Below are 18447 nucleotides of genomic sequence, written 5' to 3'. Positions count from 1 at the left end.
GCCTCCAGCGCAGGCTCGCTCCGGACCGGGAGTGTTAAACGATGACTTTGAGAAGAAAAAGCAGGCCCTATGCTTGGCTCGTGGGCATGTTGCTGGCCAGCGTCAGCACTGTGCCGGGCTATGCCGTCGAGAATGTGCGCCGCGAGGTGCACCATTTTTTCGAATGCCTCGACATGATGCTGAGTTCGCCCGCCGACCATAAGGCCAACTGCCAGCCGAACCGGGTGCCTGGGCCGTTTGGGTCGATACAGTCGACAGGGGGCAGCGACACTCAGCCAGTGGCGCCGCCAGCACCTCCGGCGCCCCCCGTGCCGCCAGTTGTCGTAGCCGAGCCGCCACCGCCCGCGGTTGTCGAACCGCCACCGCCACCGCCGCCAGCACCCGATCCCTGTGCCTGCGGGTCGTGCTACGCGACTTGAGCCATGGCGCCGCGTGTTCTCCTTGCCTGGGAAGGCGGCGCTGGGCGCGGCCATGTGGTGACGTTAAAGGTCATCGCGGAAGCACTCGGCGCCGCCGCCATTTGCGATGCCGCCCTCTGCCGCATGGAGCATGCGGCAGAGATCGCGCCCTTTTGCGACGGCGTCTTTGCCGGAGCCCGGCTTTGGCCGAACCGGGCAAGACGCGAGGCGATGGGCAATCCGCATACCGCAACCTGGGGCGATTTTCTCGGCGATCTGAATTTTTGGGATCCGCAATTTCTGATCACCCAGATCGGCTGGTGGCTGAAGGTAATCAGGGCCCGGCAGAGCCAATTGGTCGTGGCCGATTTTGCGCCCTGCGCGCAATTGGCCGCCCTGATTGCGAGCATTCCCTCTATCGCGGTGGGGACGGGTTACTCCGTGCCACCCAGTGGGCTTGAGCGTTTTCCGGTGCTTCTGCCTGATTATGCCATTTCTATTTATGACGAGGGCGAACTGCTCGACGCGGTGAACCGCGCACTCCGGCATTTTGGGTCCGCGCCGCTGCAACACCTCTCCGATATCTACAGTGGCGGAGGCGCCATGCCGCGCACTATTGCGGGCCTTGATCCCTATGATGGGATGAGAGCAGCGCCACTGCTGCCGCCGCTCAATGAAAAATTGCCGCGGCCCGGCGGGAGCGGCAACGAGATCTTTGTCTATTTTTCAACGAGCGAGACCGAAAACGAAGCACTTGTCGACGCGGTCTTGGGCCTCGGGCTGCCGATGCGCGCATTCCTGCCCGGTGCAGATGGAGAGACAAAGACGCGCTTCGCATCGGCTGGGGTTGTGGTCGAGCCGACGCCAGTGCCGGTTGAGGATATCGGCCGGCGCACGCGGCTGATGATCCATTCGGGGCAGCATGGTTCGCTGTGCCTTGGGCTCGGCATGGGCCTCGGGCAAATTGCCATTCCGCAGCATCTCGAGCATCTTTTTCATGCCAGAAAGGCGGCTGCGCTGGCGCCGGTCAGTATTATCGGGCCGAGCATGAAGAACGCAGACGACATCGCTGGTCTGATCGAAGCAGCCTATAACGACGATGCGGCATCGTCGCATGCGCGGGGCGTGGCCATGCGGTTGGGCGATGAGCTTTTCGGAGATATCGGCGCCATCACGCGCGAGCGGCTCCTGCCGCTGATGAGTTGAGGGCAAATCACCCTTTGCCCCATGGGCGCCACCTTGCTAAAAGGCGCGCACTTCTTCTGAACGAAACGCCGATCCATGACCGACACCGCTTCCGGCGCGACCGAAAAAGATTATTCGGCCACGCTCTTCCTGCCCGAAACCGAGTTTCCGATGCGCGCGGGCTTGCCCGATCGTGAGCCGATTTGGCTCAAGCGCTGGCAGGACATGGATATTTATGCGCTGCAGCGCGAGCAGGCCAAGGACCGGCCGCTGTTTACGCTGCATGACGGCCCGCCCTATGCCAATGGCAATATCCATATCGGGCATGCGCTCAACAAGACGCTGAAAGACATGGTGTCCCGCTCCATGCAGATGCTGGGGCACAATGCCGCCTATATCCCGGGCTGGGATTGCCACGGCCTGCCGATCGAATGGAAGATCGAAGAGCAGTATCGCGCCAAGGGCAAGGACAAGAACGAGGTTCCGGTGGTGGAATTCCGCCAGGAATGCCGCACCTTTGCCGAGCAGTGGGTCGATATCCAGCGCGAGGAATTCAAGCGCCTCGGCGTCCTGGGCGAATGGGACAACCCGTACCTGACGATGAGCTTTGACGCCGAAGCGCAGATCGCGCGCGAGCTGATGAAGGTGTCGATGTCGGGCCAGCTTTATCGCGGGTCCAAGCCCGTGATGTGGTCGGTGGTCGAGCGCACGGCACTGGCGGAAGCCGAAATCGAATATGCCGATTATGAGAGCGATGCGATCTGGGTGAAGTTCCCGGTTTCGCGCATCCAGACGGTTGACGGCAAGGACACCGATGAGGTCATCGCGCATCGCGAGCATCTGACCGGGGCCAGCGTCGTGATCTGGACGACGACGCCATGGACCATCCCTGCCAACCGCGCGATCTCGTTTTCGAGCAAGATCGCCTATGGCCTTTATGAGATCACCGAAGCGCCGGCCGAAAACTGGGCCAAGGTCGGCGACAAGCTGATCATTGCCGACAAGCTGGCGGCCGAAGTTTTTGCCAAGGCCAAGGTAGCGGCATCGGTGCGACTGCAGACAGTGCCTGCGGCGGTGCTGGGAGGCATTGCGGCCTATCACCCGCTGCGTGGCTTTGGTGGTGGCTATTCCTTTGACGTGCCGCTGCTCGATGGCGAGCATGTAACAGATGACGCCGGTACCGGCTTTGTGCATACCGCGCCCGGCCATGGTCTCGATGACTTCGGGATCTGGATGGAATCGACGCGCCTGTTGCATGATCGCGGTGTCGATCCGGCGATCCCCTATGTCGTCGGCGACGATGGTTTTTACACCAAGGACGCGCCGGGCTTTGATGGCGCGCGCGTCATCGACGACAATGGCAAGAAGGGCGACGCCAATAACAAGGTGATTGCCGCGCTTGCCGAGCACGGCAATATCATCGCCCGTGGCCGCGTAAAGCACCAATATCCGCATTCCTGGCGCTCCAAGAAGCCGGTGATCTATCGCAATACCCCGCAATGGTTTGTCTATATGGACAAGGACATCGAGGGTGCGGCGGGCGACACTTTGCGCGTGCGTGCGCTCAACGCCATCGACAAGACCAAATTCTATCCCGCAGCGGGCCAAAACCGCATCCGCGCGATGATCGCCGACCGGCCCGATTGGGTTCTGTCGCGCCAGCGCGCCTGGGGCGTGCCAATCACGGTATTCGTCCACAAGGAAAGCGGCGAAATCCTTCGCGACGAGGCGGTCAATCACCGCATCGCGCAGAGCTTTGAAGAAGAGGGTGCGGACGCCTGGTATAAGCCCGGCGCTGCCGAGCGCTATCTTGGCGAGGGCCGCAAGGCCGGCGACTATGAGATGGTGACGGACGTTCTCGACGTCTGGTTCGATTCCGGCTCGACCCATGCCTTCGTGCTGCGCAACAAGCAGAAGTGGCCGCATCTCAAATTCCCGGCTTCGATGTATCTCGAAGGCTCGGACCAGCACCGCGGCTGGTTCCATTCTTCGCTGCTCGAAAGCTGCGCGACCAATGGCTATGCGCCCTATGACAGCGTTCTCACCCATGGTTTCACCATGGATGGCGAAGGCAAGAAGATGAGCAAGTCCCTGGGCAATACCGTTGCTCCGCAGGACATCATCAAGCAATACGGCGCCGATATCCTGCGGCTCTGGGTGGCGTCATCCGATTATTCGGAAGACCTGCGTCTCGGCAAGGAAATCATCCAGACGACTGTCGACAGCTATCGCAAGCTGCGCAATACGCTGCGCTGGCTGCTGGGCAATCTCGCGCATTATAGGGCTGACGACGTCGTCGATTTCCGCGATATGCCCGAGCTTGAACGGCTGATGTTGCACCGGCTGGCGCAGCTCGATACAGGCGTGCGCACGGCATACAAGGAATATGACTATCGCAAGGTGGTCTCGCTCCTGACCAACTTTATGAATATCGAGCTCTCGGCGTTTTATTTCGATATCCGCAAGGATACGCTTTATTGCGATCCGATCTCGTCGGTGAAGCGGCGTTCGGCGCTGACCGTGCTCGATCATCTGTTCAATGCGCTGACGGCCTGGCTGGCGCCGATCCTGGTGTTCACCATGGAAGAGTGCTGGCTCGAGCGGCATCCGGGCGAGATGGAATCGGTGCATTTGCGCTTGTTCCCGGACATCCCGGGCGACTGGCTCGACGATGAGCTGGCGAGCAAATGGCAGCTTATTCGCGCGGTGCGCCGCGTCGTGACCGGGTCGCTCGAAATCGAGCGGCGCGAGAAGCGGATCGGCTCGTCGCTGGAGGCCGCACCGACCGTGTTCATCGCTGATGCGCGGTATATCGATGCGCTCGAAGGCCAGGACCTGGCCGAGATCGCGATCACCTCGGCTGTTGTGGTGAAGCAGGCTGACGGTCCGGCAGAGGCGTTCAGGCTCGATGAGGTGCCGGGCATTTCGGTGACGCCGGCTCTGGCTGAAGGCACGCGTTGTGCCCGGTCGTGGAAGGTGTTGCCCGAAGTCGGGACGGATGCCGAATATCCGGACGTGACGCTGCGCGATGCCCAGGCCTTGCGCGAACTGGCGGCGGCGGGGGTTTGAGCTTGACGTTCGGTTTCGCGGGTCACCCCCTCCCATCCTCCCGCATCAAGGGGGAGGTGCAGGGCCGGTGGGTGAGGCAACATTGTGCAACGAACTGGATACACCACCTCGCCCCTTGCGGGGGAGGATGTGAGGGGGGGCTTACACGATGAACGCCAAAGCATCCCCAGCCATTTTGACTTCGCTCCTCGTCGCCGTGCTCGCATTCGGCATAGACCGCGCGCAAAAAGGCTATCATATCGCGGCTGATTGCTATGCGATCGGGCAGGCCAACTGCGTGTCGGTTTTTTCCAACTTCATCCCGTTTTCGATGACGGGATGGCGGGGCGGCGAGATCGTGCCGGTCACGCCGTTCTTCGATTATGTGCTCGTCTGGAATACCGGCATTTCCTATGGGCTGCTCGATGGGCTGCCGGTCTGGGCGCTCGGGGCCATCATGATGGTGGCGATCGTCGGGCTCTCGATCTGGTGGTGGCGGACCAATGCGCCGCTGGTGCGGGTTGGGCTCGGTTTTGCCATTGGCGGGGCGCTGTCCAATGCGCTCGACCGTCTGATCTATGGCGCGGTGGCGGATTTCTTCCACTTCCACTGGGGAACGTGGTCGTTCTATATTTTCAACATCGCCGATGTGGCGATCACGCTCGGCGTCATCCTGCTGCTGCTCGATGCGCTGGGGGTGGGGCGGACGCGCCAGACGCCAGCCACTTAACGCTGCGCGATCATTGTGCTGCCCAAATCTGGCCTTAGGGGCAGAAATGCGGTATAAGCGCCGCCACTATCGTAAGGGACGTTTCATGCGTATTGGATTGACCGGCCACCAGAGCCGCATTTCGGCCCCGGCGCGTGCGGTGTTGGCGGGCCTAGCCCTCGTCGCAACGCTTGCCCTTGGCGCGTGCACGACGGTGGAAGGCACCAATGCGCTGACCGATGCCGGCACCTTTGAACGCGAAGTGTTGAACACGACGGCGCGCGGTGTGGGCCTTATTCCCGGCGATGCGCCCAAGGAAGATCTGACCAAGCCACGTGCGCCGCTGGCGCTGCCGCGCGACACGGCGAGCCTGCCGGCGCCGACGACGGAAGTGGCAACGGCTCAATTGCCCGCCAATAGCGATACGGTGCGCGTCGATACGAGCAAAATGAGCGAGGCCGATATTCAGCGCCTGCGCAATGCCAAGGTGGTCGATCTGCGCTCTCTGGGAGGTCGCCCGTTGACGGCGGAAGAGGCTCGCTCCTTGACGGCGCGCATGAGCGCTGCCGGCATGCAGGTTTCCTCGGCGGCCGAGCGTCCGCTCTATCTGCCACCGGATGAATATTTCACGCGCGTCGGCGACGCGAACCTTGTTTGCCGCACGGCAAATGGCGAATTGGTGCCGCTCAGCGATGCGCGCTGCCCCGACGAAGTCCGTCGCGCCATGCGCACGTCCGGTCCGGGCGCCAGCCAGCTCAGCACCGGTCCAGGTGCCAAGCTGACCAACTCGGAAACGACGCTGCAAAACTAAGCTCGGCAGCGAGCTTCCTGCCTTCTGGGCGGCCGGATGATCCGGCCGCCTTTCGCTTTCTCCGCGCCGCCCATAGTGGGTCCCGCATGTCATGAAAGTCCTCTCCATGAGCGACACACCAAAACCCGAAACCGCCGATCGTCTTGCCAAGGTCATGGCCCGCGCCGGGCTTTGCTCGCGCCGCGATGCCGAAGGCTGGATCGCCGCCGGCCGCGTCACCGTCAACGGCAAGAAGGTCATTACGCCAGCCTTCAACGTGACGAGCCGCGACAAGATCACCGTCGATGGCCAGCCGCTTGCTGAACGCCAGGGCACGCGCGTCTGGCTCTATCACAAGCCCGCCGGGCTCGTGGTGACCGAGAAAGATCCCGAAGGGCGCAAGACGATTTTCGAAGCGCTCGACGAGCAGGGTCTGCCGCGCGTCGTCACCGTCGGCCGGCTCGATATCAACACCGAAGGTCTGCTGCTGCTCACCAATGATGGCGGGCTGAAGCGCATTCTCGAATTGCCCTCCACCGGCTGGCTGCGCCGCTATCGCGTGCGCGCCTATGGCTATGTCACCCAGGCACAGCTCGATGCGCTCAAGGATGGCATCACCGTCGAAGGCGTCAATTACGGGCCGATCGAAGCGACGATCGAGCGTGAGCAGGGCCACAATATGTGGATCGTTGTCGGTCTGCGCGAAGGCAAGAACCGCGAAGTCAAGAACGTGCTCGGCGCGCTCGGCCTCGAGGTCAACCGCCTCATTCGCGTGTCCTATGGTCCGTTCCAGCTCGGCGATCTTGCGGAAGGCGCGATCGAGGTCGTCAAGGCCAAGATGCTCAAGGACCAGCTGGGCAAGAAGCTGGCCGAGGCCGCCAATGTCGATTTTGACAGCGAAATGCCAGAAGGCCTGTTCCCACCGCCGCGCGCCATGAGCGAAAGCCCGCGTAGTCGCGGTTTCCGCAAGCCGGCAGTACGCGCTGGGTTCGATGATCGCGACGAGGACCGCCCGGTGCGGCCGCGCCGGATTCACTTTGACGACGATGGCCGGGCGCCGGAAGAATATGAACCCAAGGGGCCGGATCGTCCGGGCCGGGGCCGCGTGGATCCCGATGATCAACCGGCGAGCAATTATGGCCGCCCGCCGATCCGCGCGCCGCGCGAAGAAAAGTCAGAGGGCGATCGCAAATCGTTTGGCGACAAGAAGTCTTTTGGCGCCAAGAAGCCTTACGGCGACAAAAAGTCGTTTGGCGATAAGAAGCCCTATGGCGAGAAGAAGTCGTTTGGGGACAAGAAGCCCTTTGGCGACCGCAAGCCTTACGGCGACAAACCCTATGGGGATCGACCGCAGCGCAGCCGTCCCGAGGGCGGTGAACGCCCGGCGCGCAGCTTTGGCGAGCGTCCGCAGCGGCGCGATGATGAGCGGCGTGGCGGCGGCGAACGCCCGCAGCGCGGCTTTGGCGGTGGGGAGCGCCCGCAGCGTAACTTTGGCGATAAGCCGGCCCGCAGCTTTGGCGGCGGAGAGCGCCCGCAGCGCAGTGGCGGCGAGCGTCCGGCTCGGTCCTTTGGGGACAAGCCGGCTCGCAGCTTCGAGGATCGTCCAAGCCGCGGCGATCGTCCGCAGCGTTCCTATGGCGACAAGCCTGCACGCTCGTTCGGCGATCGGCCGGAGCGGGGGCAGCGCCCGGATCGTCCGCAGCGCTCGTTTGACGACAATCGTGGTCCGCGCCGCGATGACCGGCCGGGTCAGGGCCGACCACAGGGTGGTCGCCCCGCGGGCAAGAGCTTTGGCGGCGCCCGGCCCGAAGGTGGCCGGCCTGCTAGCGGTGGCCGTCCCGGCGGCAAGCCGTTTGGTGGGAATCCAGGTGGCGGCCGACCGACTGGTGGCCGTCCGGCAGGCGGCGGTCGTCCCGCCGGTGGTGGCCGTCCCACGGGTGGTGGGCGTCCGACAGGTGGCTCCCGTCCCACGGGTGGCCGGCCTGGTGGCGGCAGGCCGCGGGGTTAAGCGGTGCGGATCGTTGCCGGTAAATTTCGCGGCAAGCAGCTCAATTCACCGTCGGACGATTCCATTCGCCCGACGGCTGACCGCGTGCGCGAAAGCATGTTCAATATATTGGGGTCGCGGCTGGGGCCGGTCTTCGAGGGCCTAAAGGTGCTCGACCTCTTTGCCGGCACCGGCGCGCTTGGGTTCGAAGCGCTGTCGCGCGGCGCGGCACATGTGACCTTTGTCGATACCGGCGCGGAATCACGCGGACTGGTGCGCGATCATATCCAGGCCTTTGGCGTGGCTGGGATCACCAAGCTCCTGCGGCGCGATGCGACGGCGCTTGGGGCGCCGGGCACATTTGGCCAATTTGATCTCGTTTTCCTCGATCCGCCCTATGGGCTGGGGCTCGGTGAAAAGGCGATGGCTGAACTGGCGGCCAATGGCTGGCTCAAACCCGGCGCGACGCTGGTCTGGGAAGAAAGCGCCGACGTGGCGGTGACTGTGCCCGAGAGATTCGCGCTCGACGACGAGCGGACCTATGGCGCGGCGGCGGTGCGGTTTCTCACGTTTGGTACAGCGGACTGAACTTTCCGCCGCGTCCCCGAGTTTGTCCCCGGCAATTGTCTGGAGATGAGTGATGGCGGAAGTGGTTCGGACGGGTGGGTGTCTTTGCGGAGCGGTGCGCTATGAAGTGCGCGGCGCACCATTCAAATCCGGGCTATGCCACTGCGCCGATTGCCGCAAGGTGACGGGGACGTCGTTTCTCGCCTATGCCGATTGGCTCAGCCATCAGTTCAGCTCTGAGGGCAAGGTCGAGACCTATGAGGGGCGCTCATTTTGCCCGACCTGTGGATCGCGGCTTTTCAATCGCAATGAAGAGGGAGTCGAGATTTACCTAGGCACGCTTGATGATGCGCCAAACGGCATCAAGCCCGAGGTCGAGGGCTGGTGCATCAGGCGCGAGCCTTGGCTGCCGGTGATTGCCGGCATGCCGATGATGCGGGAAGATCCCTGACGGTCATGCAGCCTTCTGCAAACACTCGGCGCAGCGGCCGCGGATTTCCATTGTGGTGCGTTCGACCTTGAAACCCTCTTTGCCGGCCCAGGCGCCGAGGCGCTCTTCGATGACCGCGTCGGCGAATTCGTCGACCTTGCCGCAGCTTTCGCAGATGGCGAAGGCGATGAGGCCTTTGCGGTGGCAATGGGTATCGGCGCAAGCAACGAAAGCGTTGAGCGATTCAAGCCTGTGAGCAAGGCCGCGATCGACGAGCTTTTCAAGCGCCCGATAGACCTGAAGCGGGGCGCGGAGGCCATCGGCGCGCAGCTTGTCGAGGATATCATAGGCGCTGAGCGGACCCATCGAGGCGGTCAACGTACCGAGCACCAGTTCCTGATTGCGCGTGAGATCGGTCGGCATGTCGTGGCTATGTGCCATGAGAGTCTCTCCTGCCGAACAATCGTGCGGTCGGCACCGCGAGCGAAACGAGGAAAATAAGCAGCGCCGCCACGACGATGGATGGTCCCGAAGCGGTATCCCAGGTGAGAGACCCATACAAGCCGCCGACGACGGAGACGGCGCCGAGACCGGCAGCGACCAGCGCCATGATTTCGGGCGTGGGGCTGAGGCCCCGCGCGGTGGCTGCGGGGATGATGAGAAGCGAGGTGATCAGCAACACGCCGACGAGCTTCATGGCGATGGCGATGACCGAGGCCATGAGCAGCATGAGCAGAATGCGGCTGATCTCGGGATTGAGGCCCTCGGCCTCCGCGAGTTCCGGGCTGACCGTTGCAGCGAGGAGCGGACGCCAATTCAAGGCGAGAAGCGCAAGGATCGCGGCGCCGCCGGCATAGATGATGATGATGTCGTCCATCGAGACGGCGAGGATATCGCCGAACAAAAAGCCCATGAGGTCGATGCGGACCTGGGTGAGGAAGCCGACGAGGACGAGGCCGACCGCAAGGGAAGAGTGGCTCAGGATGCCGAGAAGGGCATCGGTCGAGAGCGTGTTCTGGCGCTGGAGGAGAAGGAGCGCACCGGCGACCATGGCGGCGACGGCGAAGACGCCGAGGGTCATGTTGATCGAGAGGAGGATCGAAATGGCGACGCCGAGCAGGGCCGAATGGGCCATGGTATCGCCGAAATAGGCCATGCGGCGCCAGACGACGAAGCAGCCGAGCGGGCCGGTGACGAAGGCAAGGCCGATGCCGGCGGCGATGGCGCGGGAGAAGAAATCAGTGAGCATGGAGGACTCCTTGCCGCGCTGGTGCGTGGGAGCACCCCCTCCCAACCTCCCCCATCGAGGGGGAGGTGCAGATCGAGTGCTGGGCAACATCTGACCAAAGCCACCGGCCCGAAACCTCCCCCTTGATGGGGGAGGATGGGAGGGGGTGGGGCAACACGCGCATGCGCTCACCCATGATGATGCCCCGCATGCTCGTGATGATGGTCGTGCTTGCCATCCTTGCCCACCACACAGCCATCGTCGTGATGCTCGTGATCGTGGTGATGCTCGTAGATTGCCAGGGTTTCGGCGGCGCGGGTGCCGAACAACGCAAGATATTCGGGGCTGCGTTTGACGGCGGCTGGGGTGCCGCGGCAGCAGATGTGGCCGTTGAGGCAGATGACGGTGTCGGTTTCGGCCATGACGACGTGGAGGTCGTGGCTGATCATCAGGATGCCGGCCTGGGTGACGTCGCGGATCTGGCGGACGAGTTCGTAAAGCGCCACTTCGCCGGAAAAATCGACGCCCTGAACAGGTTCGTCGAGGACGAGCAGATCGGGCTTGCGGATCATTGCGCGGGCAAAGAGCACGCGCTGGAACTCGCCGCCCGAAAGTTCCTGCACGGCCGCGCCGAGGAGACGGCGCGCGCCGACGGCTTCAAGTGCGGATTCGATTTCGGAGCGCGAGAAACGGCCGGTCAAAGTCATGAGGCGCTCGACCGTTAAGGGGAGCGTCCAGTCGATGCTGAGCTTTTGCGGGACATAGCCGATTTTTAGGCCCGGCTTGCGCGTGACGGTCCCAGTCGTCGGCTTCAAGACGCCAGTCGCCATCTTGGCGGTCGTCGACTTGCCCGAGCCATTGGGGCCGATCAAGGTAACGATCTCGCCGCGTGAGATTGACAGATCTAAGCCCTCGACGAGGACACGGCCACCGCTCCGCACGCCGGCACCGGCCAGCGTGATCAGCGTTTCGCCCTTGGCACGCATATTCATGAAACTTTCCAACTGCACTCTTGACGCTGAGATTTACGTTATAGCATAACACCGCCGCAAGCGTAATAATATAACATGTTGTTGCGCATGATCCTGCCGACAAGAGGTGTCTGACATGACCCGGCTTCTTCCCTTTGTGGCTCTAACGAGCCTGATGTTGACTGGCACGGCCTTGGCCGTACCCAATGTGGTGGCATCGACCAAGCCTGTCCACTCGCTGGTGGCGGCGGTGATGGCGGGGGTGGGCGAGCCCGGCCTGATCGTCAAGGGATCGGCATCGCCCCATACCTATTCGCTGCGTCCTTCCGATGCTGCCGCGCTCGAAAATGCCGATATCGTGTTCTGGACCGGGCATGGGATGGAGCTGTTCCTTGCCGATGCGCTCGAGACACTCTCGACCAAGGCCGAGACGGTCGAACTGGCCGATGCCGAGGGGATTACGCTCCTGCCGGTGCGCGAGGGCGGCGCGTTCGAGCATCATTCCCATGGCGACGAGCATGCCGAAGAAGGGCACGAGCATGAAGAGCATGATCACGTCCATGAGGAGGGCGAAGGGGACATGCATTTCTGGCTCGATCCTGAAAATGCCAAGCTCATGGTGACCGATATTGCCAAGGTACTGTCGGCGGCAGACCCGGACAATGCGGCAAAGTATAATGCGAATGCCGAGACCGAAGTCGCGGCGCTTGGAGCGCTTGAGACCGAGATCAATGCCAGTTTGATCGGGGTGAAAGACAAGCCCTTCATCGTCTTCCATGACGCGTACCAATATTTCGAAAAGCGCTTTGGGCTTGATGTGGCAGGTTCGATCACAGTGTCGCCCGAGGTGATGCCCGGCGCGGCGCGGGTCGATCAATTGCGCACCAAGGTGAGTGAACTGGGCGCGACCTGCGTCTTTGCCGAACCTAATTTCGAGCCGACGATCGTCAAGACGATCATCGAGGGCACCAATGCCAAGGCCGGCGTGCTTGATCCGGAAGGCAGCGCGCTGACCGAAGGCCCCGATCTCTACGCCAACTTGCTGCGTGGGCTTGCGACCGGCCTCGTTGATTGCCTCGGCTGACCACTAGATTATGAGCCGGTGGCGATTTAAGCCGCCGGCCTTTCCTCTCATTTCGCAGATGATCCATCTGTCCCTTGGGACGGACGGGTTTTCGCACGCCTACAAACCCAATAGTTACGTTCTAACATAACGGAAATGACATGCGATTTCTTTTTGCTTCCCTGCTTTTTGCCACGGCGCTCACGGGGCCGGTTCTGGCCGATGATGTCACCGCGTGGCGGTTGTTCGTGGGTGATCATGCCGAGGGCAAGGTGACGGCGATCGATGCGTTGAGCGGGGAGGTGCTTGATAGTTTTGCCCTCAAGAGCCCCGTATCGCTTTATGCCAGTGCATCGGGCGATGCGGTTTTTGCCGTGCAGGGCGCGGGCAACCAGGTCTCGGCTATTCGCTCCGGCATCGCATTCGAAGATCATGGCGACCACGGCGATATCGCGGTTTCGGCGCCTTCATTGGTGGATGCGGTGATTACGGGCGAAAAGCCGGCGCATTTTGTCGAGCATGACGGCAAGGTAGCGCTGTTTTTCGATGGGTCGGGGAAGGTCGATCTCTTCGGTGCCGGGCAGTGGGTTCATGAAGGCACGGTGACGTCGGCTCAGCTCGATAGCGGCACGGCGCATCATGGGCTGGCAGTGCCGTGGGGCGATTATACGCTGGTGTCGATGGCCAATGGCGAAGACGAAAAGAAGCCGCGCGTGGGGCTCAATGTGCTTGATGCCGGGGGCGAGCAAGTGGGTGAAACCCATGCCTGCCCAGACCTTCATGGCGAGGCGGCATCAGGCAATCTGCTGATGATCGGCTGCGGTGATGGCGTGCTTGTCGTATCTGGTGCCGGCGCGCCGGAGGTCAAGAAACTCGATTATGCCGGGCTGCCGGAGGGCAAGACGACGACGCTCGTGGGCGGGCGGGGGATGCAATATTTCCTAGGCAATTATGGGCCGGACAAGGTCGTGATCATCGACCCGGCAGAGGCTGAGCCCTATCGCTTGATCGAACTGCCGACTCGACGGGTGCATTTCGTCACCGATCCCGGTCGCCCGCGCTTTGCCTATATCTTTACCGAGGACGGGTTTTTGCGGCAGCTCGACATGGTCAAGGGTGAGTTGACCCAAGCGGTCAAGGTGACCGAGCCCTATTCGATGGATGGCGAATGGAATCTGCCGCGGCCGCGAATGGCAGTGGTCGGCGATCAGGTCGCGGTGACCGATCCGCTCAAAGGATTGGTGCACCTCGTCGATATCGCAAGCTTTGCCATTTCCGGCGACATCCCCGTCGGGGGCTCGCCCTATACGATCGTCGCCGTCGGCGGCTCCGGCGCTCAGCACTAAATTTACGCCCTGCCGCCCGGTTCGGCGGCGGGGCCCTCTCCAATGGAGACTGTCATGGCCCCCCACCATCAAAGTGCCAAAAAACTCCCTGTTACCGTGCTGTCCGGCTTTCTCGGCGCCGGCAAGACGACGCTGCTCAATCACATTCTCAACAATCGCGAGGGGCGTAAGGTCGCGCTGATCGTCAACGATATGAGCGAGGTCAATATCGACGCGGCGCTCGTGCGCGACGGCGGCGCCAATCTCAGCCGCACCGAAGAAACGTTGGTGGAGATGAGCAATGGCTGCATCTGTTGCACGCTACGCGACGATCTGCTCGCCGAGGTGACGCGGCTCGCGGGCGAGAACCGGTTCGACTATCTGCTGATTGAATCGAGCGGCATTTCCGAGCCGTTGCCGGTGGCAACGACGTTCGACTTTCGCGATGAACGCGGCTTTTCGCTCTCGGATGTGACGCGGCTCGACACCATGGTGACGGTGGTCGATTGCGCGAACCTTCTCAAAGACTATGCCTCGACCGACTTTCTGCGCGATCGCGGCGAGACGGCGGGGGAGGGCGACGAGCGGGCGCTGGTCGATCTTCTGGTCGAGCAGATCGAATTTGCCGATGTGGTGGTGCTCAACAAGATTTCGACGGCAACCGAAGGCGATCGGCAGGCGGCGCGGACGATCATCAAGGCGCTCAACCCGGCGGCGAAGATCGTCGAGACCGATTTCGGCCAGGTGGCACTGGATGAGGTGCTCGATACCGGACTGTTCAACCTCGAGGTGGCCGAGACCAATCCGCTTTGGTTCAAGGAGCTCAATGGCTTCAAGGATCATCTGCCCGAGACCGAGGAATATGGGGTGCGCTCGTTCGTCTATCGGGCGCGGCGGCCGTTCAATCCGCTGCTGCTCGATCGGTTTATCAATTCGGCCTGGCCTGGCGTGATCCGCGCCAAAGGATTTTTCTGGCTGGCGACGCGGCCTGATCTGGTTGGTGAACTGAGCCAAGCCGGCGCTTTGGTGCGGACGCAGCGGCGGGGCATGTGGTGGGCGGCGGTGCCCGCACAACGTTGGCCCGAGAGCGCGGAATGGCGGAAATCCATGGCGCCTTATCTCGATCCCGTCTGGGGCGACAGGCGCCAGGAACTGGTTTTTATCGGCACCGACCTGATGGACGAGGCCGATATCCGCCGCCGACTCGATGCCTGCCTCGTGCCGGCGCGGACGATGACGCCCGACGCCTGGACCGTGCTGCCTGATCCGTTCCCGTCCTGGCAGGCTACTTGAGCGGGCCCTTGAAGATGAAGAGGGCGCCGATGCCGATGAAGGCAAAGCCGATGGCGTGGTTCCAGGTCAGCTTTTCGCCGAGATAGAAGACGGCGAAGAGCGCGAAGACCGTGAGGGAGATGACCTCCTGGATGGTCTTGAGTTCGGCGGCCGAATAGACGGCGCTGCCGATGCGATTTGCGGGGATGGCGAGCCAATATTCGAAGAACGCCACGCCCCAACTGATCAACACCACGACCCAGAGCACGAGGCCATGGTATTTGAGGTGCCAATACCAGGCGAAAGTCATGAAGAGATTTGACGCGAGCAGCAGCCCGATGGGGGCGAGGGTGGGAAAATTGAGGCCCATTGAAACACCGTAGGGGAGAATCGGCCCGGTCGGGCGCGCCTCGCATGTTTCGTGCGACGCACCCGGTCTTGGCAAGGCTCATTAACGCAGGTGATTTGTGGGGCGTTCCAGCGAAAGATTTCGTCGGTGAGATTATCGACCTGCTTCTTGACGAGCGCCTGCGCGTCATAAAGCCCGCGATTGTAAAAATAGCTGCCCATGCGCTCGGCAAAAAACTGCATCAGCATTTCGGCGGGGATGGCGCCGATGGACTGATCGAGCTCTTCGCGGAAATAATCCTGGATCTCGCCGACGATGGCCTTGGTCTCTTCGCGGCTGAATTTGATCTTTTCCATTATCGGCGGGCTCCTTTTCAGCCCCGTTCATAGCGCGAGTCGCCAATTGCGGACATGCGCAGGCTCGGACAGAATGGGCCTCGGGGATTGGGAGGAATTTTGCCATGTTCGCTCGTTTGTCATTTGCCGCTTTGTCACTGGCTCTGGTTGCGACCATGCCGCTTGCGGCCAAGGAAAAGGCCAAGGCCGAACCGTCTGCGGCAGAAACCGTCACCTGCGACGGCGTCTATGGCCGCAAGAGTTCGGACGCGCTGGTCAAGGAGACGTTTGGGGCCGACAACGTCAAAACCGGCATGGCCTATGGCGCCGAGGGCGTGGAATTCATGGCGACGGCGGTCTATCCCGACGATCCGCAGCGGGTGATCGAATTTAGCTGGTGGGACGAGGACAAGCTCGAATATCTCGGCTCGGTCGATCTCTCGCCCAGCCAGCAGACGCCGACGGGCGTGCGCATCGGCATGACCGTGGCCGAGGTCGAGGCGATCAATGGCGCGCCGTTTACCGTCGGCGGCTTCTGGTGGGATTATGGCGGCAATGCCGTGTTCGAGAAGGGCACGCTTGTCAATCCCGAGGATGGCTGCGGCTTCTGGATCCGCTTTGCGCCCAAGGATGAATATCCCTCGGATCTGAACGTGGACGCCGTTTCGGGCGAAGTGACGGTGCCGTCTTCGGAACCGCTTCTGAAAACGCTCGACGTGCGCGTGCGGTCGATTTCGCTCGGCTATCCCTATCCCGACGAACTGCCCAAGCAGGACTATTGAGGTCCGATGCGGAACACGATCATCTATCTGATCGGCCATTATGGGGTCGGCAAATACACCATCGCCCAAGAGATTGCGGCCCAGACCGGCGCGCGGGTGTTCGATAATCACCTCGCCAACAATGTCATCTTCTCGCTGATCCGCGAGGATGGGCGAACGAAAATTCCGGAACGGGCCTGGGACTTGATCATGACGATCAGACGGCAGGCGCTGACGGCAATGGCCGAGATCGCGCCGGAGCGGGCGAGCTTCGTTCTGACCAACGCCTTGATGGAGGCCGATCCGATGGATCGAGAGGCATTTGACGAGGTCGTCGCGACTTCGGCGAAGCGGGGCGGGGTCTTCGTCCCGGTGATCCTGAGGGCATCGGATGCGGCGCATGCGGTGCGGGTGCCCTCACTCGAGCGCGAAACGCGGCTGAAGATGACCGATGTCGATGGAGCACTGGCGGCGCGGGCGCGAAAGATACTCCGCGTTACGCATCCCAATCGGTTCGATCTCGATACGTCGGACATCGAACCGCAGGAGGCGGCACGGCGGATCATCGCCCATGCCGAGGTAGTTGCAGCTCAGCAATCGGCCTTGAGGGAAGCGACGAGCTGATCGACCAGAGGGTCGAATTTGCTGCGGTCGGTCTGGGCATAGTCGAAGCGGAGCGCGGCATAGGCTTTGCCATCGCAGAGGGCGATCATGTGCTGCTTGAGCACGCGATCCTTCTTGGCGCCGGACCATGTGGCCCAGGTGGGTGTCGTCGAGCGTTCGGTGACGCCCCAGCCGGAGGCCATATCGGACGCGAGCTGGCCATAGGATTCGGTTTCAAAACCGCTCGCGCCAAGCGGCGCGGCCCAGACCTTTAGGCGACCGACGCGGCCATCGAAGAGGAAGGCTTCGCCCGAGCCGTTGGCCTCAGCGCCCTGACCCTCGAAGCCGGGCGGGATATCGACGGTATAATTGAAGGCGGGGTTTTCGTAGGCGCTCCAAGTTTCCTGCGCAGTGGCGGGCAGGGCGAGGAGGGCGAGAGCGAAGAGGGGGGCTAGGATGCGCATGGCGGGAGATTGCCTGTAGGAGTTCTTGGAGGCAAGGGGCCTTGCCTATCGCTTACAGCACCACAATCCCTGCATGCTTCGCCTTGTTCTCGGGCTCGACGTGGATGGTGATCTGCACGTCTTCGACGGCTTCGCGCAGCTTGGCTTCGATGTCGTCGCAGATTTTGTGGGCGGTATCGACGGTCATGGCGCCGGGGACGACGAGGTGAAAGTCGATGAAGGTCAGCTTGCCGGCCTGGCGGGTGCGGATGTCGTGGGCCTCGATTGCGCCATCGGCGTTTTGTGCAATGACATCTTTGATGGATTTTTGGGTTTCAGGGGGTACGGCGACGTCCATGAGGCCGCCGACGCTTTCGCGGATGACGCCCCAGCCGGACCATAGGATGTTGAGCGCAACGAGGGCGGCCAGAACTGCGTCGAGCGCGGCAATGCCGGTCATATAGACGAGCGCGAGGCCGACGATGACGCCGAAGGTCGAGACCACATCGGTCATCAGATGCTTTGCGTCGGCAACGAGCGCGGGGGAGCGGACGCGATTGCCATAGCGGCGGAGATATTGCGCCCAACCGAGATTGATGAGGGTCGCGACGACGCTGATGGCAATGCCTTCGACGGGCGCTTCGGGGAGTTCGGGATTGATGAAGCCGAAATAAGCTTCGCGGAGGATCAGGATCGCCGCGACGATGATCATGACGCCGACGAGCACGGCCGAAAAGTATTCAGCCTTGTGATAGCCATAGGGAAGGGACGCGTCGGCGGGGCGCTGGGAGAGGCGTACGGCGATCAGCGCCAGAATGGCGGTGACGACGTTGACGATCGATTCGAGCGCATCGGAATAAAGCGCGATCGAGCCGGTGAAGCGCCAAGCGAGAAGTTTTAGGCCAAGCACCAGGATACCGACGCCGAGGCTGATCGCCGCTATGGTCAGCGTTCTATTGGTGACGGCCATGATGGGAACTCCG

The 18447-nt window shown here is 62.2% G+C and carries 19 protein-coding genes; 12 read left to right on the top strand and 7 right to left on the bottom strand.

What is annotated here, in order from left to right:
* Positions 1-422 precede the first annotated feature (422 nt).
* The 7 genes from DevBK_RS10640 to DevBK_RS10610 all read left to right on the top strand — a co-directional run bounded on the left by DevBK_RS10640 (position 423) and on the right by DevBK_RS10610 (position 9135).
* Positions 423-1604 carry a hypothetical protein gene (locus DevBK_RS10640; protein WP_317185407.1) on the top strand — a complete coding sequence of 394 codons (1182 nt, stop codon included), beginning with the start codon at positions 423-425 and terminating at the stop codon, positions 1602-1604.
* Positions 1605-1679: 75 nt separating this feature from the next.
* Positions 1680-4652 (top strand): isoleucine--tRNA ligase, encoded by a 2973-nt coding sequence (gene ileS, locus DevBK_RS10635; protein ID WP_317185406.1) that lies wholly within the window; start codon positions 1680-1682, stop codon positions 4650-4652.
* A gap of 148 nt (positions 4653-4800) precedes the next feature.
* Positions 4801-5361, top strand: a complete 561-nt coding sequence (gene lspA, locus DevBK_RS10630; RefSeq protein WP_317185405.1) for a signal peptidase II — start codon at positions 4801-4803, stop codon at positions 5359-5361.
* Between the two features lie 85 nt (positions 5362-5446).
* A complete protein-coding gene (locus DevBK_RS10625; RefSeq protein WP_062630150.1) occupies positions 5447-6151 on the top strand; it encodes a hypothetical protein in 705 nt (234 codons plus the stop codon).
* Positions 6152-6257: 106 nt separating this feature from the next.
* Entirely contained in the window at positions 6258-8138 is a 1881-nt protein-coding gene (locus DevBK_RS10620) for a pseudouridine synthase (protein WP_317185404.1), read from the top strand.
* A 3-nt stretch (positions 8139-8141) separates the two neighbouring features.
* Positions 8142-8705: a 16S rRNA (guanine(966)-N(2))-methyltransferase RsmD gene (gene rsmD, locus DevBK_RS10615; protein WP_317185403.1), complete on the top strand. Its 564-nt coding sequence runs from the start codon at positions 8142-8144 to the stop codon at positions 8703-8705.
* Positions 8706-8757: 52 nt separating this feature from the next.
* Entirely contained in the window at positions 8758-9135 is a 378-nt protein-coding gene (locus DevBK_RS10610; RefSeq protein ID WP_062630148.1) for a GFA family protein, read from the top strand.
* A gap of 3 nt (positions 9136-9138) precedes the next feature.
* Here the strand turns inward: DevBK_RS10610 and DevBK_RS10605 are convergent, their stop codons facing one another.
* The 3 genes from DevBK_RS10605 to DevBK_RS10595 form a co-directional block, all read right to left on the bottom strand.
* On the bottom strand, positions 9139-9555 hold the full coding sequence (locus tag DevBK_RS10605) for a Fur family transcriptional regulator (protein WP_061907766.1): 417 nt from the start codon (positions 9553-9555) through the stop codon (positions 9139-9141).
* Complete coding sequence (locus DevBK_RS10600) at positions 9545-10363, bottom strand: metal ABC transporter permease (RefSeq protein ID WP_317185402.1); 819 nt, start codon at positions 10361-10363, stop codon at positions 9545-9547. The genes DevBK_RS10605 and DevBK_RS10600 overlap by 11 nt, the downstream gene beginning before the upstream one ends.
* Before the next feature lie 167 nt (positions 10364-10530).
* Positions 10531-11334: an ATP-binding cassette domain-containing protein gene (locus tag DevBK_RS10595; RefSeq protein ID WP_317185401.1), complete on the bottom strand. Its 804-nt coding sequence runs from the start codon at positions 11332-11334 to the stop codon at positions 10531-10533.
* Between the two features lie 115 nt (positions 11335-11449).
* Between DevBK_RS10595 and DevBK_RS10590 the strand changes: the two genes are divergently transcribed.
* The 3 genes from DevBK_RS10590 to DevBK_RS10580 all read left to right on the top strand — a co-directional run bounded on the left by DevBK_RS10590 (position 11450) and on the right by DevBK_RS10580 (position 14994).
* Positions 11450-12397: a zinc ABC transporter substrate-binding protein gene (locus DevBK_RS10590; RefSeq protein ID WP_317185400.1), complete on the top strand. Its 948-nt coding sequence runs from the start codon at positions 11450-11452 to the stop codon at positions 12395-12397.
* A 140-nt stretch (positions 12398-12537) separates the two neighbouring features.
* Positions 12538-13722 (top strand): zinc metallochaperone AztD, encoded by a 1185-nt coding sequence (aztD, locus tag DevBK_RS10585; protein WP_317185399.1) that lies wholly within the window; start codon positions 12538-12540, stop codon positions 13720-13722.
* 54 nt (positions 13723-13776) lie between these two features.
* Positions 13777-14994: a GTP-binding protein gene (locus tag DevBK_RS10580; RefSeq protein WP_317185398.1), complete on the top strand. Its 1218-nt coding sequence runs from the start codon at positions 13777-13779 to the stop codon at positions 14992-14994.
* Here DevBK_RS10580 and DevBK_RS10575 read toward each other — a convergent pair.
* Both DevBK_RS10575 and DevBK_RS10570 read right to left on the bottom strand, forming a co-directional pair.
* Positions 14987-15343, bottom strand: a complete 357-nt coding sequence (locus tag DevBK_RS10575; RefSeq protein WP_317185397.1) for a DMT family protein — start codon at positions 15341-15343, stop codon at positions 14987-14989. The genes DevBK_RS10580 and DevBK_RS10575 overlap by 8 nt on opposite strands.
* On the bottom strand, positions 15280-15678 hold the full coding sequence (locus tag DevBK_RS10570) for a DUF2164 domain-containing protein (RefSeq protein ID WP_317185396.1): 399 nt from the start codon (positions 15676-15678) through the stop codon (positions 15280-15282). The genes DevBK_RS10575 and DevBK_RS10570 overlap by 64 nt, the downstream gene beginning before the upstream one ends.
* 104 nt (positions 15679-15782) lie before the next feature.
* On the opposite strand from DevBK_RS10570, the gene DevBK_RS10565 reads away from it, so the two are divergent.
* Both DevBK_RS10565 and DevBK_RS10560 read left to right on the top strand, forming a co-directional pair.
* On the top strand, positions 15783-16439 hold the full coding sequence (locus tag DevBK_RS10565; RefSeq protein ID WP_317185395.1) for a hypothetical protein: 657 nt from the start codon (positions 15783-15785) through the stop codon (positions 16437-16439).
* Between the two features lie 6 nt (positions 16440-16445).
* Entirely contained in the window at positions 16446-17042 is a 597-nt protein-coding gene (locus tag DevBK_RS10560) for a hypothetical protein (RefSeq protein WP_317185394.1), read from the top strand.
* Here the strand turns inward: DevBK_RS10560 and DevBK_RS10555 are convergent.
* Together DevBK_RS10555 and DevBK_RS10550 are read right to left on the bottom strand one after the other, a co-directional pair.
* Positions 17009-17485, bottom strand: coding sequence for a hypothetical protein (locus tag DevBK_RS10555; RefSeq protein ID WP_317185393.1), 477 nt, complete (start codon positions 17483-17485; stop codon positions 17009-17011). The two genes, DevBK_RS10560 and DevBK_RS10555, sit on opposite strands and share 34 nt — an antisense overlap.
* Positions 17486-17537: 52 nt before the next feature.
* Positions 17538-18434, bottom strand: a complete 897-nt coding sequence (locus DevBK_RS10550; RefSeq protein WP_317185392.1) for a cation diffusion facilitator family transporter — start codon at positions 18432-18434, stop codon at positions 17538-17540.
* Positions 18435-18447 lie beyond the last annotated feature (13 nt).

This window comes from Devosia sp. BK, from assembly GCF_032907385.1.
Lineage (GTDB): Bacteria > Pseudomonadota > Alphaproteobacteria > Rhizobiales > Devosiaceae > Devosia.
Note: the sequence above shows the minus strand (reverse complement) of the source record. Positions and strands in the feature narration are given on the sequence as shown.

Excerpts from the sequence above, each read along its gene's own strand:
- DevBK_RS10600 (WP_317185402.1), bottom strand. The coding sequence starts at position 10,363 with ATGCTCACTGATTTCTTCTCCCGCGCCATCGCCGCCGGCATCGGCCTT.
- DevBK_RS10595 (WP_317185401.1), bottom strand. The coding sequence starts at position 11,334 with ATGAATATGCGTGCCAAGGGCGAAACGCTGATCACGCTGGCCGGTGCC.
- DevBK_RS10640 (WP_317185407.1), top strand. The coding sequence starts at position 423 with ATGGCGCCGCGTGTTCTCCTTGCCTGGGAAGGCGGCGCTGGGCGCGGC.
- DevBK_RS10610 (WP_062630148.1), top strand. The coding sequence starts at position 8,758 with ATGGCGGAAGTGGTTCGGACGGGTGGGTGTCTTTGCGGAGCGGTGCGC.
- DevBK_RS10565 (WP_317185395.1), top strand. The coding sequence starts at position 15,783 with ATGTTCGCTCGTTTGTCATTTGCCGCTTTGTCACTGGCTCTGGTTGCG.
- DevBK_RS10580 (WP_317185398.1), top strand. The coding sequence starts at position 13,777 with ATGGCCCCCCACCATCAAAGTGCCAAAAAACTCCCTGTTACCGTGCTG.
- DevBK_RS10560 (WP_317185394.1), top strand. The coding sequence starts at position 16,446 with ATGCGGAACACGATCATCTATCTGATCGGCCATTATGGGGTCGGCAAA.
- DevBK_RS10555 (WP_317185393.1), bottom strand. The coding sequence starts at position 17,485 with ATGCGCATCCTAGCCCCCCTCTTCGCTCTCGCCCTCCTCGCCCTGCCC.
- aztD (WP_317185399.1), top strand. The coding sequence starts at position 12,538 with ATGCGATTTCTTTTTGCTTCCCTGCTTTTTGCCACGGCGCTCACGGGG.
- DevBK_RS10605 (WP_061907766.1), bottom strand. The coding sequence starts at position 9,555 with ATGGCACATAGCCACGACATGCCGACCGATCTCACGCGCAATCAGGAA.
- lspA (WP_317185405.1), top strand. The coding sequence starts at position 4,801 with ATGAACGCCAAAGCATCCCCAGCCATTTTGACTTCGCTCCTCGTCGCC.
- ileS (WP_317185406.1), top strand. The coding sequence starts at position 1,680 with ATGACCGACACCGCTTCCGGCGCGACCGAAAAAGATTATTCGGCCACG.
- DevBK_RS10620 (WP_317185404.1), top strand. The coding sequence starts at position 6,258 with ATGAGCGACACACCAAAACCCGAAACCGCCGATCGTCTTGCCAAGGTC.
- DevBK_RS10570 (WP_317185396.1), bottom strand. The coding sequence starts at position 15,678 with ATGGAAAAGATCAAATTCAGCCGCGAAGAGACCAAGGCCATCGTCGGC.
- DevBK_RS10625 (WP_062630150.1), top strand. The coding sequence starts at position 5,447 with ATGCGTATTGGATTGACCGGCCACCAGAGCCGCATTTCGGCCCCGGCG.
- DevBK_RS10575 (WP_317185397.1), bottom strand. The coding sequence starts at position 15,343 with ATGGGCCTCAATTTTCCCACCCTCGCCCCCATCGGGCTGCTGCTCGCG.
- DevBK_RS10550 (WP_317185392.1), bottom strand. The coding sequence starts at position 18,434 with ATGGCCGTCACCAATAGAACGCTGACCATAGCGGCGATCAGCCTCGGC.
- DevBK_RS10590 (WP_317185400.1), top strand. The coding sequence starts at position 11,450 with ATGACCCGGCTTCTTCCCTTTGTGGCTCTAACGAGCCTGATGTTGACT.